The 13372-nt window shown below is 71.4% G+C and carries 10 protein-coding genes; 1 reads left to right on the forward strand and 9 read right to left on the reverse strand.

The genetic code is table 11. The features are described 5' to 3' along the window. Positions 1–25: 25 nt before the first annotated feature. From F7R91_RS18855 to F7R91_RS18875, 5 genes are all read right to left on the reverse strand, one after another. Positions 26–1579: an MFS transporter gene (locus F7R91_RS18855; RefSeq protein WP_191971546.1), complete on the reverse strand. Its 1554-nt coding sequence runs from the start codon at positions 1577–1579 to the stop codon at positions 26–28. Positions 1580–1709: 130 nt separating this feature from the next. Then, positions 1710–2864: an XdhC family protein gene (locus F7R91_RS18860; RefSeq protein WP_150950224.1), complete on the reverse strand. Its 1155-nt coding sequence runs from the start codon at positions 2862–2864 to the stop codon at positions 1710–1712. Then, positions 2857–4977 (reverse strand): xanthine dehydrogenase family protein molybdopterin-binding subunit, encoded by a 2121-nt coding sequence (locus F7R91_RS18865; RefSeq protein WP_150950225.1) that lies wholly within the window; start codon positions 4975–4977, stop codon positions 2857–2859. Before F7R91_RS18865 ends, F7R91_RS18860 begins: the two co-directional genes overlap by 8 nt. Beyond that, positions 4974–5966: an FAD binding domain-containing protein gene (locus F7R91_RS18870; RefSeq protein WP_150950226.1), complete on the reverse strand. Its 993-nt coding sequence runs from the start codon at positions 5964–5966 to the stop codon at positions 4974–4976. Before F7R91_RS18870 ends, F7R91_RS18865 begins: the two co-directional genes overlap by 4 nt. Then, on the reverse strand, positions 5963–6529 hold the full coding sequence (locus F7R91_RS18875; protein WP_150950227.1) for a (2Fe-2S)-binding protein: 567 nt from the start codon (positions 6527–6529) through the stop codon (positions 5963–5965). Before F7R91_RS18875 ends, F7R91_RS18870 begins: the two co-directional genes overlap by 4 nt. 196 nt (positions 6530–6725) lie before the next feature. On the opposite strand from F7R91_RS18875, the gene F7R91_RS18880 reads away from it, so the two are divergent. Further along, complete coding sequence (locus F7R91_RS18880) at positions 6726–7304, forward strand: TetR/AcrR family transcriptional regulator (protein ID WP_150950228.1); 579 nt, start codon at positions 6726–6728, stop codon at positions 7302–7304. Positions 7305–7339: 35 nt separating this feature from the next. Here F7R91_RS18880 and F7R91_RS18885 read toward each other — a convergent pair whose 3' ends face one another. The 4 genes from F7R91_RS18885 to F7R91_RS18900 all read right to left on the reverse strand — a co-directional run bounded on the left by F7R91_RS18885 (position 7340) and on the right by F7R91_RS18900 (position 13372). Further along, on the reverse strand, positions 7340–8536 hold the full coding sequence (locus F7R91_RS18885) for a GDSL-type esterase/lipase family protein (RefSeq protein ID WP_225320689.1): 1197 nt from the start codon (positions 8534–8536) through the stop codon (positions 7340–7342). 17 nt (positions 8537–8553) lie between these two features. Beyond that, positions 8554–9138 (reverse strand): TetR/AcrR family transcriptional regulator, encoded by a 585-nt coding sequence (locus F7R91_RS18890; RefSeq protein ID WP_150950229.1) that lies wholly within the window; start codon positions 9136–9138, stop codon positions 8554–8556. 89 nt (positions 9139–9227) lie between these two features. After that, entirely contained in the window at positions 9228–10679 is a 1452-nt protein-coding gene (locus F7R91_RS18895) for an alpha-amylase family protein (RefSeq protein ID WP_150950230.1), read from the reverse strand. Beyond that, positions 10676–13372: an MGH1-like glycoside hydrolase domain-containing protein gene (locus tag F7R91_RS18900; RefSeq protein WP_150950231.1), complete on the reverse strand. Its 2697-nt coding sequence runs from the start codon at positions 13370–13372 to the stop codon at positions 10676–10678. The genes F7R91_RS18895 and F7R91_RS18900 overlap by 4 nt, the downstream gene beginning before the upstream one ends.

Genomic DNA, 13372 nt, shown 5'->3' on the forward strand with positions numbered 1-13372 from the left:
CACCCCCGCCATCGCGTTTCCCGTCTCAGCCGGGGCCGGGCCCCGCACTGCCCTGAAGGCGTTGCAGGTCGGAGGCGCGGACCTGGATGACCACGATGGCGATCAGCGCGGCGAGCACGGTGAAGATCGCCGCCATGACGAAGGCGGCCGAGGCTCCGGCGGTGAGGACCTCGTCGGACCAGGGCGGGGGAAGCTGCCCGGTGCGTTCGAACCGTATGCGCTCGACCGGGTCGGCCTGCGCCAGGAAGTCCGACACCTGTTTCTCCGCCTCGTTGTTGCTGGCCGTGCCGAACATCGTGACCAGGATGGACAGTCCGAGCGAACCGCCGACCTGCTGGGTGGCGTTGAGGAGTCCGGAGGCGGCGCCGGTCTCCTGGACGGACACGTTGGAGAGCGCCATGAGGGTGAGCGAGACGAACTCCATGCCCATGCCCAGGCTGAACACGAGCATCGGGCCGAGCACACTGCCCGCGTAGGTGGAGTGGACGTCGGTCAGGGTCAGCCAGGCCAGACCCGCCGAGGCGAGGACCGCGCCCACCACCATGAACGGTTTGGGGCCGAACCTGGGCAGGAACCGGGAGGCGAGCCCGGCGCCGATGGCGATGACCGCGCTGACCGGCAGGAAGGCGAGCCCGGCCTGCAGCGGGCTGAAGTCCAGCACGTTCTGCACGAAGAGCGTGAGGAAGAAGAACATGCCGAAGATCGCTGCGGCGAGGCACAGCATGATTCCGTACGTGCCCGCGCGATTGCGGTCGGCGAACATGTGCAGCGGTGTGATCGGCTGTCTGGAACGCCGTTCGATCAGGATGAACACCGCGAGAACGACGGCGGCCGCGCCGAAGGAGGCGAGCGTGAGGGTGTCACGCCAGCCGTCCTGCGCGGCCCTGATGAACCCGTACACCAGCAGCACCATGCCCACCGTGGAGGTCAGGGCACCGGCGATGTCGAAGTGACCGGGATGGCGTGCGGACTCCTTGATCCAGCGGGGCGTGGCGAGGGCGATGAGCAGTCCGATCGGGACGTTGACGAAGAGCACCCACCGCCAGTTCAGCCACTCCACGAGGATGCCGCCGGCGAGCAGGCCTATCGCGCCGCCGCCCGCCGAGACGGCGGCGAAGACCCCGAACGCCCGGTTGCGCTCCGGGCCTTCACGGAAGGTCGTGCTGATCAGGGCGAGGGCCGTCGGGGAGGCGATGGCGCCGCCGACCCCCTGGAGGGCACGTGCGCCGAGGAGTTGGGCCTCGTTCTGGGCGAGCCCGCCGAGCAGGGAGGCGAGCACGAAGAGCAGCACACCGAAGATGAAGACACGCCGTCTGCCGAGGATGTCGCCGGTCCGGCCGCCGAGCAGCAGCAGCCCGCCGAAGGTGAGCGTGTAGGCATTGATCACCCAGGACAGGCTGGTGGTGGAGAAGTCGAGGGCGCTCTGGATGTGCGGGAGAGCGATGTTCACGATGGTGATGTCCAGCACCACCATCAGCTGACACGAGGCGATGACCAGCAGCGCCATCACGCTTCCGCCACCGCCGCCTTCCCGGGCGGTGGTCTGCTCTGCGGAGGCCGGCTGGGGGCTGCTGCTCATGGCATGTCGCGCTCTCGGGGGTTCCACGAACCCTCGCGAGTTGTCAGTGAACGGTTCCGTCCACTGCGGTTCACCCGTTCGACGGTACGCCCGCGTCCGGGGCGGCACCAGTCGGGGTGTGTCCCGCCCGTCAGGCCGCCGCGACCGCGCCCCGCTCTCCCCCGTCACGGTGGATCGGCGTTCCCGAGCCGGTCAGCGGGACGCCCGTCCCGCCGCGCCGGGCCGCGACGATCTCGGCCGCGATGGACAGGGCGGTCTCCTCGGGCGTCCGGGCACCGAGGTCGAGGCCGATGGGCGACCGCAGCCGGGCCAGTTCCCGTGCGCCGAGACCGGCCTCCCGCAGTCGCCGCTCGCGGTCGGTGTGGGTACGGCGCGAGCCCATCGCCCCGACGAACGCGACCGGCATCCGCAGGGCCGCCGTCAGCAGGGGTACGTCGAACTTGGCGTCGTGCGTGAGCACGCACAGGACCGTGCGGCCGTCGGTCTCGGTGCGCCGCAGATAGCGGTGCGGCCAGTCGACGGCGATGTCGTCGGCCTCGGGGAAGCGGGCCCGTGTGGCGAAGACGGGGCGGGCGTCGCACACGGTCACGTGGTAGCCGAGGAACTTGCCCACGCGCACCAGCGCCGCGGCGAAGTCGATGGCACCGAAGACGATCATGCGCGGGGCCGGCACGCTCGACTCGACGAGCAGGGTGAGGCCGCCGGGGCAGTGCGATCCGTCCTCCGACAGGTCGACCGTGCCGGTGCGCCCGGTGTCCAGCAGGGCCCGGGCCTCGGCGGCCGCGGTCCGGTCCAGCTCGGCCGGACCGCCGAAACCACCTTCGTACGCCTCGTCGTGCGAGCCGTCGGGCCGCACGAGCAGAGTCCTGCCGAGCAGTCCGGCAGGTCCCCGGACCACCCGGGCGACGGCCGCGGGCTCGCCCCGGACGGCGGCCGACAGCGCCGACCGGAACACCGCCCGGACGGGTGCCTGCGCGCCGACCGGAGTGACCAGGACGTCGATGACCCCGCCGCAGGTCAGACCGACGGCGAAGGCGTCCGCGTCGCTGTATCCGAACCGTTCGAGCACGGTGCGGCCGTCCTGGAGCGCGGCGACGCACAGGTCGTACACCGCGCCTTCCACACAGCCGCCGGAGACCGAGCCGACGACGGTGCCGTCGCGGTCGACGGCGAGGGCGGCGCCGGGGCCTCGCGGTGCGCTGCCGCCGACGGCCGTGACGGTGGCCACGGCGTAGTCCCGGCCCTCCTCGGTCCAGCGGTGCAACTCCTCGGCGATGTCAAGCATGCGGGCCCGCCGTCAGGACCCGGTCCGGCCGGATGGGCAGCTGCCGGTGGCGGACGCCGGTCGCGTGCCAGACCGCGTTGGCGATCGCCGCCGCGGCTCCCACGATGCCGATCTCTCCGATGCCCTTGATCCCGACCGGGTCGTCCGCGTCCGTGGCCTCGTCCAGCCAGTCCGCCTCGATGTGCGGTACGTCGGCGTGCGTGGCGACGTGGTAGCCGGCGAGGTCGGCGCCGTAGTGGCCGCCCGTGACCTGGTCCCGTACGGCCTCCTCGTGCAGGGCCATGGAGATGCCCCAGGTCATTCCGCCCACGAGCTGGCCGCGCGCCGTGAGCGGGTTGACGATCCGGCCCGCCGCGAAGATGCCGAGCATACGGCGCACCCGCACCTCGCCGGTGGTGACGTCGACGGCGACCTCGGCGAACTGCGCTCCGAACGCATGCCGTTCCTTCTGCGCGAGGGCGGCGACGGCCTGCGTGGTGTCGGACCGTACGGTGATCCCCTCCGGCGGTACGGCGGCTTCCGCGACGAGCCGCTCCCGCAGCTCACCGGCGGCCGCCATGACCGCCCAGCCCCAGGTGCGGGTGCCCATCGAGCCGCCGGCGAGGAACGCGGGTCCGAAGTCGCTGTCCCCGATCCGCACCCGGACGCGTTCCGGTTCCGTCCGCAGCGCGTCGGCAGCGATCAGGGTGAGCGCGGTGCGCGCCCCGGTGCCGATGTCCGACGCGGCGATCCGCACGGTGAACGTGCCGTCCGCCTCCGCCGTCACGGCCGCCGTGGACGGTGCGGCTCCCGCGGGGAAGGAGGCCGCCGCCGTGCCGGTGCCCAGCAGCCAGCGCCCTTCGCGGCGCAGCCCGGGACGCGGATCCCGCTCCGCCCAGCCGAACCTGCGGGCGCCCTCGCGGAAACAGGCCGGCAAGTGGTGGTCGCTGAACGGCAGTCCGGACACGGGACCCCGTTCGGGCTCGTTGCGTACGCGCAGCTCGATGGGATCGATGCCGGCTTTCTCGGCGAGTTCGTCGAGCGCCGCCTCCAGGGCGAACGACCCCGGTGCCTCGCCGGGCGCGCGCATCCACGTCGGGGTCGGCACATCCAGCCGTACGACGTGGTTGGCGGTGCGATGGGCGTCGGCGTCGTACAGCGCGCGGGCGACCGCGGCGCCCGGTTCGACGAAGTCGTACACGGTCGAGGTGAGGTTCAGACAGTCGTGCTCCAGGGCGCGCAGCCTCCCGTCGGCGTCGGCGCCGAGCCTGACCCGCTGCGTGGTGGGGCTGCGGTAGCCGGCGAGCGAGAACATCTGACGGCGGGTCATCACGACCCGGACCGGGCGCTGGAGGGCGGTCGCGGCCATCACCGCGGCCACCTGGTGGGCGCGGACGCCCTTGCTTCCGAAGCCGCCGCCGACGTGTTCGGAGCGCACCCGCACGGAGGCCGGATCGAGCGAGAACAGCTTCACGAGTCCGTCCGCGACCCAGGTGCTGCCCTGGTTGGAGTCGAACACGTCGAGCCTTCCGCCGTCCCAGCGGGCCGTCGCGGCATGCGGCTCCATCGGGTTGTGGTGCTCCTCCGGGGTGGTGTACTCGACGTCCACGACGGCCGCGGACGCGGCGAGTTCCGCCTCCAGGTCGCCCTTCTCCGTCACCGCCGGCACATGGCCGTCCACCGGGTGCGCGTCCGGGCGCTCGCCGGGGAACGCGATGTCGTGCGGCTCCTTCTCGTAGTCCACCACCAGCGCCTCGGCGGCTTCCCTGGCCTGCTCGGACGTCTCGGCGACGACGAGGGCCACCGGCCAGCCCAGGTGGGGCACCCGGTCGTGCTGGAACAGCACCGCGGTCGGATCCGGCGGAACTCCCAGCACACCGACATGGCCGCTGTCGACACGCGGGGCGTTCTCATGGTGCAGGACGGTGAGCACGCCCGGCATGGCGAGCACCGCGGCCGTATGGACCGAGCGGATGCGGCCGCAGGCGATCGTGGACAACACCAGCCAGCCGTGCGCCAGTTCGGCGAAGGGGATCTCTCCTGCGTAGCGGGCCGCGCCGGTGACCTTGTCGCGGCCCTCCACCCGGGTGTGCGCGGTGCCGACGGAGCTCCTGTGCGCCGTGGGTGCGGTCATCGGGCGGTCTCCTCGGCGAGTTCGGTCAGCACGGCCACCACGAGGTTGCGCATCAGGGTGACCTTGTAGGCGTTGTGGGGCAGCGGCTTCGCGGCCGCCAGTTCGGCGTCCGCGGCGGCGGCGAAGGTCACGGTGTCGGCCGGGGCCCCGGTCAGCACCCCCTCCGCCGTCCGGGCCCGCCAGGGCCGGGACGCGACCGCCCCGAAGGCCAGGCGTACCTCGCGCACGAGGCCGTCCCGGACGTCGAGCGCGGCGGCGATCGAGCCGATGGCGAAGGCGTACGAGGCGCGCTCGCGCACCTTCCGGTAGCGGGAGCGGGCGGCGACCGGGGCGGGGGGCAGGGTGACGCCGGTGATCAGCGCCCCCGCCGGCAGGGCGGTCTCCAGGTGCGGGGTGTCCCCCACCGGCAGATAGAAGTCGGCGAGCGGCAACTCGCCGGGTCCGTCGGCTGTTTCGTAGGAAACGACCGCGTCGAAGGCGGTCAGCGCCACGGCCATGTCCGAGGGGTGGGTGGCCACGCAGTGCTCGGACACGCCGAGGATCGCGTGGTTGTGGTGTTCGCCCTCGACGGCGGGGCAACCGCTGCCGGGGACGCGCTTGTTGCAGGGCTTGGTCACATCGGCGAAGTAGCCGCAGCGGGTGCGCTGGAGCAGGTTTCCGCCGACGGTGGCCATGTTGCGCAGCTGCCCGGACGCCCCGGCCAGCACGGCCTGGGTCAACGCCGGGTAGCGGCGGCGGACTTCGGGGTGCACGGCGAGGTCGCTGTTGGTGACGGTCGCCCCGACGCTCAGGCCGCCGTCCCTGGTCGGCTCGATCCGGTCGAGGGGAAGTTCTCGTACGTCGACGAGCCGTGCGGGCCGCTCGACACCGGTCTTCATCAGGTCGACGAGGTTGGTGCCGCCGCCGAGGAAGCGGGCGTCCGGATCGGCGCCGAGCACCGCGACCGCGCCGGAGACGTCGTGGACGCGCTGGTATCCGAACTCCTTCACGCGGCTTCCTCCGTGGTCCGGGCGGTCTCGGCCGCGGCCGCGCGGGCCACGGCCTCGACGATCGACACATACGCTCCGCAGCGGCACAGATTGCCGCTCATCCGCTCGCGGATCTCCTCGGCGGTCAGTGGCGGTGGTCCCGCTTCGGGGTGGACATCGTCGGTGACGGCGCTCGGCCAGCCGGCCGCGTGCTCCTCTATGACCGCCACGGCCGAACAGATCTGGCCCGGCGTGCAGTAGCCGCACTGGTAGCCGTCCAGATCGAGGAACGCCTGCTGAACGGGGTGCAGCCGGTCGCCCTCGGCCATGCCTTCGATGGTGGTGATCTCACGTCCTTCGGCGGCCACCGCGAGTTGCAGACAGGAGACGGCCCGGCGTCCGTCGAGCAGGACGGTGCAGGCCCCGCACTGCCCCTGGTCGCAGCCCTTCTTGGTGCCGGTCAGATCGAGGCGCTCGCGCAGGGCGTCGAGCAGGGTGGTGCGGTGGTCGGCGGTCAGGGTGTACTTCTCGCCGTTGATGTTCAAGGTGATGGCGCTGTGCGTCGACGAGCGGGCTGGGGCCATGGTCAGCCTTCTTTCGCGTTTCCGGAGCATGTCGAGGGGCGAGAGACAGGGAGATGGCGCGGTGCGTAGCGATGCGGATCCGTCCGCCGCTATCGTGTGCGTTACCGGACAGCTGTCCGCCTACCTGGGAAACGTACCGGACAGCTGTCCGGTTAGCAAGGACGGGATTCGGTCACGAGCCCGCGAGGAGATACGAGTGCAGCAGAACAAGGACGCACCTCTGCGCTCGGACGCGCAGCGCAACCGCGAGCGCATCCTCGACGTGGCGGTGGCCGAACTGACGCGCTGCGCGGACGCCCCGCTCAGCGCGATCGCCAAGAAGGCGGGGGTCGGGCAGGGCACGTTCTACCGCAACTTCCCGAGCCGTGAGGCGCTCGTCCTGGAGATCTACCGCCATGAGATGCAGCAGGTCGCCGACACCGCGGCCGAGTTGCTCAGGACCCGGGAGCCCGACCAGGCCCTGCGCGAGTGGATGGACCGTCTCGCCCGGTTCGCGATGACGAAGGCCGGCCTGGCGGACGCGATCCGCCAGGCCACCAGCGCACCGGGCTCCCCGGCGAAACCGGGACACGCCCCGGTGACCTCCGCCGCCGAACTCCTGCTCCGCGCGGGCGAGGAGGCCGGCACGATCCGCCCGGGAGTGACCGCGGACGACTTCCTCCTCGCGATCGCCGGACTGTGGCAGATCGATCCCGGCTCGGACTGGCAACCGCGCGCCGCTCGACTCCTGGACCTCGTGATGGACGGCCTGCGCGCGGGAGCGCCCGGGCGGTGAGACCGCGCCGCAGAACCGCGCCGCAGAACCGGGCCTCAGACGCCGCGGTCCGTGAAGACGCCACCCGCGGTGAAGGCGCACTTCGCGAAGCGTTCTCCCATACGGCGGTGGGTGACGGCATCCGGGTGGAGGTCGTCGGGCAGCGGCAGCTCGGCACAGTCGGCCTCGCCGTAGAGTTCGCGGCCGTCGAGGTGGTGCAGGTGCGGATCCTCGGCCGACCGCTGCTCCACGATCCGGGCGAGCTCGTCCCGGATGACGCGCAGGGTCAGCTTCCCGCCCGTCCGTTCCGCGGGATCGCCCAGGGCCACGAACCGGAGCCGGCCGTCGACGATGTTCGTGAGGTCCGGGGCGCTGGGGCCGGGCGTGTCCTCGTGGATGGGGCACAGGATGGGCGAGACGACCAGCAGCGGTGCGGTCGGGTGGCCCTCGCGGACGGTGTCCAGGAAGCCGTGGACGGCCGGGGCGAAGGCGCGCAGGCGCATCAGGTCGGTGTTGACGAGGTTGATGCCGATCTTGACGCTGATCAGGTCGGCCGGGGTGTCCCGCAGGGTGCGGGCGGTGAACGGGTCGAGCAGGGCGCTGCCGCTCAGGCCCAGGTTGAGCAGTTCCACGCCGCCGAGTGAGGCGGCGAGCGCGGGCCAGGTGCTCGTCGGACCGGCGGCGTCGGAGCCTTGGCTGATCGAACTGCCGTGGTGCAGCCACACCCTGCGGCCCCGATCCGGAGCGGGCGCGACGGGGGCGTCGGTGCGCAGGGCGAGGATCTCGGTGGTCTCGTCGTGGGGCAGCCAGATCTCGACGTCCTTGTCCCGGGCGGAAAGGCCGGTGAAGCGCAGGGTGCCGGGTTGCCCGGGCCGGTGGTCGACGGCTCCGGTGGTCATGTCGATGGTCAGGGTGTTGCCGTCCGTGACACCGGCCCGGCCGGCCGGGAGCCCGTCCACGAGCAGGTCGTACACACCGTCCGGGCGGGGCGGGGCGCCGACGTAGACCCGCTTGGTGGGCAGCGTGTCCAGTTCGACGGCGGTGGCCCGGGTGCGGAAGGCGAGCCGTACGCCCGAGGGCTGGGACTCGGCCATCGCCAGCCGGCCGTCGGCGCACTGGGCGCGGGCCCATGCGGGCAGCCGGTGCGGCAGCACCCCGTGCTCGGTGCGCTCCACTTCGAGGGCGCCCCGCAGCAGGTCCGCGGTGACGGGCGTGGTGATCCAGTTGTCCTTGGTGTGCAGGGCGGTGTGCATGATCCTCAACTTGTTGATCAACGTGGCGGGACGTGCGCCGCGGGCCAGTTCCGCAGCAGGGCGTCGAGGGCGTCCAGGATCCGTGACCAGGTCTCCTGGGTGTCCGGTGCGCTGTGGCTGAACCCTCCTCCGAGCTCCAGGCTGACGTAGCCGTGGAAGACGCTGCCGAGCAGCCGGACGGCGTGGGTCTGGTCCGGCTCGGTCAGGTCGTAGCCGCGCAGGATCGCCCGCGTCATCTGCGCGTGTCTGCCGCCGGCGCTGGTGGCCGCGGCCTCGGGGTCGAGCCTCAGCTGGGCCGCCGCGTAGCGGCCGGGGTGCTCCCGGGCGTAGTCGCGGTAGACGTTCGCCAGGGCGGTCAGGGCGTCCTTGCCGGCCCGCCCGGCCAGGGCGTCGGCGGCCCGGTCGGCGAGTTCCTCCAGAGCGAGCAGGGCGATCCGGGTCTTGAGGTCCTGGGAGTTCTTCACATGGGAGTACAGACTCGCGACCCTGACGTCGAACCGCCTGGCGAGCGCCGAGACGGTCACCTGGTCGAAGCCGACCTCGTCGGCCAGTTCCGCGCCCGCCCGTGCCAGGCGTTCCGCGGACAGACCTGCGCGCACCATGACGTCCCCCTTCCTGGACAGAGTCGATTATGCATTTGCCTAAAACCTTTAGGCAAATGAGCAAGTCGATCTGCCTTTAAGGGAGACGATCAGGCCGACAGGGACAGCACGTGCGTCTGCCAGGCGTCCAGGGCCACGAACAGCCCCTGGTCGGCCAGTTCGTCGCCCTCACGGTCGTACGTCCGTCCCGAGAGGAGGTCGGTCAGCCGGTGGGCGCGGCCTCGGAGGTCGTCCCACCCGAGGGGCAGCCGCGCCTGCGCGGGGCGGTCGGAGTCGTTCACGACGACCAGATGACGGGCGTCCGGGTGCGTCCAGGTCCACGCCAGCAGATGGCGGTGGGTGTCGTTGTCCGGCCATCCCGTCGGGGTCAGCGGCCGCCACTCACCGCGGCGCACGGTGGCCGCGGCCTTGAGGAGACCGCCGTAGAACGCGCGCAGTGACTCGTCGACCGGTTCCGGCGGCCTGCGGGCGAGGAACACCGGCGGGCGCACCCGGCGGCCCTCGAACTGGCCCTCGTGCCAGAGCGTCGCGCCGGGCAGGGTCGCGACGGCCACGGCGGCCGCCCGTCCCCGTGCACCGGGCAGGGTGGCGGCGGCCCGCGGTTCGTCGTGGTTCTCCAGGAAGCGGACGAGACCGCGCTGATGGGCGAGGTCGGCCCGCAGATGGGTGCGGAGGGAACCGGCGTCCTCGTGGAGCAGGCGGTCGTAGAGCCGCTTGTCGTAGCAGTGGTCGAAGCCCTGCTGCTGAAGGGCCCATTCGAGGTCCCAGTACGCCTCCGCGACGAACAGGAGGTCCGGGTGACGCTCGCGCACCCGCGGGATCACGGCCGGCCAGAAGTCCTCCGCGGGCTGCCTGCCCGCCCGGTCGCCCCAGGTCTTCGCGAAGACGTCGTTCATCAGCAGCATCGCCATGTCGCAGCGCACTCCGTCCGCCTGGTCACCGATGGACAGGAGCGTGTCGACCGCCGCCGTGCGCAGTTCGTCGCTGAAGGCGTTGAGCTGGACGACGTCCGGCCAGGCGGGGAAGTACGGGTCGCGGCCCCGGGCGAAGATCCCTCCGCCGGACGCGATGTAGGCCTCGGGCGCGCGGGCCAGGTCCTCACGGGTTCCCCCGATCAGACAGCCGGGGCGTTCGGTGAGCCAGGGGTGGTCGGGGGCCACGTGGTTGGGGACGTAGTCGAGGATCAGCCGCAGTCCGCGCGCCGCCAGCGCGGCGCGGGCCGCGGCCAGTCCCTCCGGTCCGCCGAGGGAGGCGTCGACGGCGTAGTCCCGTACGCAGTACGGGGAACCGGTGAGGTCCGCCTCGGTGACGTCGGGCAGGGCCTCGCGGAACGATCTCAAGAGGCCCTCGTCGCGCAGCGCGATCCGCAGTCCGGCCGGGCTGCGTTCCCAGACGCCCATCAACCACACCGTGTCGATGCCCGGCCGTGCGATCTCGTCCCAGACCTCGCCGGGCACCTCGCCCAGGGTGACCGGCCTGCCGTACCGGTCGCTCAACTCCCGCAGCCAGACGGCGGTGTTGATCTCGTAGATCACCGTCATGACAGGGGCTCTTCGCGCAGGGCGCCCCAGTCCCCGGAGCCGACCAGGTGGAACAGGGTCGCGGTGACGGCGGCCAGGCCGGTCCAGCCGGTCTGGTGCGAGGCGCCGAGACCGGCGCCGTTGTCGCCGTGGAAGTACTCGTAGAACAGGATGAGGTCACGCCAGTGCGGGTCCTTGGCGAACTTGGGCTGCGCGCCGTGCACCGGACGGTGGCCTCCCTCGTCGCGCAGGAAGGTCGAGGTGAGCCGGCCGGAGATCTCGCGGGCGACCTCGTAGAGGGTCAGCTGCCGGCCGGAGCCGGTCGGGCACTCCACGGTGAAGTCGTCGCCGTGGTAGGCGTGCAGATTGAGCAGGGCGCGGATCAGCAGGATGTTGACCGGGAACCAGACCGGGCCGCGCCAGTTGGAGTTGCCGCCGAACATGCCCGAGTCGGACTCGGCGGGCAGATAGCCGACGCCGTACGTCTGGCCGTTCACCTCGAAGGTGTACGGGTGCTCGGCGTGGTGGCGGGAGAGCGAGCGGATGCCGTGCGGGCCGAGGAACTCGTCCTCGTCGAGCATACGGGCCAGGATGCGCCGCAGCCGGTCCTCACCGAACAGGGCGAACAGATGCCGTCCGCGTACGCCGGGGCCCATGGTGTGCTGGGAGGCGACGACCGTCTGCACCGCCGGATGACGCTCGATGAACTCCCGTGCCCCTGCCACCAGTTCGGGGAAGCGGCGGTCGGCCCAGCCGCCGACCACACTCGTGGCGGCTAGCGGGATCAGCCCCACCAGGGAGCGCACCTTCAGCGGGGTCGCGGTGCCGTCGGGCAGCCGCAGGACGTCGTAGAAGAAGCCGTCCTCGTCGTCCCACAGGCTTTCGTTGCCCTTGCCGATGCGGTTGGTGGCGACCGCGATCCACGCGAAGTGCTCGAACAGCGTCTGCGCCTGCTCCAGGTACACCGGGTTGTCGACGGCCAGTTCGATGGCGATCTCCAGCAGGTTCTGGCAGTACAGCGCCATCCAGGCGGTGCCGTCGGCCTGGTCGAGATGGCCTCCGGTGGGCAGGGGTGCGCTGCGGTCGAAGACCCCGATGTTGTCGAGACCCAGGAAGCCGCCCTGGAAGACGTTGTTGCCGTCCACGTCCTTGCGGTTGAGCCACCAGGTGAAGTTCTTCATCAGCTTCTGGAAGGAGTTCTCCAGGAAGGCACGGTCACCGCGCCCGGTGCGGTGTTTCTCCAGTTCGTAGATGAAGAAGGTCGCCCAGGCGTGCACGGGCGGGTTGACGTCGCCGAAGTTCCATTCGTACGCGGGAATCTGGCCGTTGGGGTGCAGATACAGACGGCGCAGCAGCAGGTCCAGCTGGCCCTTGGCGAAGCCGAGGTCGACCATGGCGAGCGCGAGGGTGTGGAAGGCGAGGTCCCAGGCGGCGTACCACGGGTACTCCCAGGTGTCCGGCATCGACATGATCTCGTCGTTGACCATGTGGTACCAGGTGCTGTTGCGGACCCGGGGGTCGGCGCCGAGCGGATCGACGCCGTGCTCGGCCAGCCAGCGTTCGACGTCCAGGAAGTAGTACTGCTTGCTCCACAGCATCCCGGCCAGCGCCTGCCGGATCAGCCGCCGCTCGTCCTCGCTCGTGCCGTCGGGGTGGACGCCCTCGTAGAAGGCGTCGGCCTCGGCCCGGCGCGTGTCCATCGTCGCGTCGAACTCCCGCCAGGGATCGGCGAGTTCGGCGTCGGTCAGACGCAGACGGAGCGTGGCGCTCTGCCCGCCGGGGATGGTCAGCACATGGTGGACGGACGCCTTGGTTCCGGTGAGGTCCGGGTTGACGGCGCCCGTCTCACCATGGACGACGCAGCGGTCGATGCCGTCCTTGACGTAGCGCGTGGCATTCGGACTGCCGAAGATCCGCTCGTTGTTGGTCTCGTTCTCCGTGAAGAGCACGGGTGCGTCCGTGTCGAAGTACAGTCGGCGCGTGCCCAGTTCCTCGTGGTCGGCCCGGACGGCCCCCTCCGTCTGCCGCAGGTTCGGCACGGCCGTGCCGCCGGCCCAGGACCAGGTGTGCCGGAACCAGAGGGTGGGCAGCAGGTGGAGCGTGGCCTCGTCGGGACCACGGTTGTGCGCGGTGATCTCGACCAGCAGGTCCTCCGGCCCCGCCTTGGCGTACTCGACGAACACGTCGAAGTAGCGGTCCTCGTCGAAGACGCCGGTGTCGAGCAGCTCGTACTCGAACTCCTTGCGGCCCCGCTCCCTCCTGGCCCGGTTGGTGGCCACGAGGTCGGCGTAGGGGAACTCCCCCTGCGGGTACTTGTACAGGTACTTCATGTACGAGTGGGTGGGCGTGCTGTCGAGATGGAAGTAGTAGTCCTTGACGTCCTCGCCGTGATTGCCCTCGGCGTTGGTCAGCCCGAACATCCGTTCCTTGAGGATGGGGTCGCGGCCATTCCACAGGGCCAGGGCGAAGCACAGCCCCTGCTTGTCGTCGCTGACGCCGGCGATGCCGTCCTCGCCCCAGCGGTAGGCGCGGGAACGGGCCTGGTCGTGGGTGAAGTACGACCAGGCGTCACCGTCCGGGCTGTAGTCCTCCCGGACCGTTCCCCACTGCCGTTCGCTCAGATACGGGCCCCAGCGCCGCCAGGGCGCCACGCCCTCGTCGGCCTCCGCCAGCCGCCGTCGCTCGGCGTCCGGTGCGCCACCGCCACTCGCCAT

It is taken from the genome of Streptomyces luteolifulvus (assembly GCF_008806595.1).
GTDB lineage: Bacteria > Actinomycetota > Actinomycetes > Streptomycetales > Streptomycetaceae > Streptomyces > Streptomyces luteolifulvus.

Coding starts and splice junctions, on each gene's coding strand:
- F7R91_RS18855 (WP_191971546.1), bottom strand. CDS start 1,579: ATGAGCAGCAGCCCCCAGCCGGCCTCCGCAGAGCAGACCACCGCCCGG.
- F7R91_RS18860 (WP_150950224.1), bottom strand. CDS start 2,864: ATGCTTGACATCGCCGAGGAGTTGCACCGCTGGACCGAGGAGGGCCGG.
- F7R91_RS18865 (WP_150950225.1), bottom strand. CDS start 4,977: ATGACCGCACCCACGGCGCACAGGAGCTCCGTCGGCACCGCGCACACC.
- F7R91_RS18875 (WP_150950227.1), bottom strand. CDS start 6,529: ATGGCCCCAGCCCGCTCGTCGACGCACAGCGCCATCACCTTGAACATC.
- F7R91_RS18885 (WP_225320689.1), bottom strand. CDS start 8,536: ATGCACACCGCCCTGCACACCAAGGACAACTGGATCACCACGCCCGTC.
- F7R91_RS18890 (WP_150950229.1), bottom strand. CDS start 9,138: ATGGTGCGCGCAGGTCTGTCCGCGGAACGCCTGGCACGGGCGGGCGCG.
- F7R91_RS18895 (WP_150950230.1), bottom strand. CDS start 10,679: ATGACGGTGATCTACGAGATCAACACCGCCGTCTGGCTGCGGGAGTTG.
- F7R91_RS18900 (WP_150950231.1), bottom strand. CDS start 13,372: ATGGCGAGTGGCGGTGGCGCACCGGACGCCGAGCGACGGCGGCTGGCG.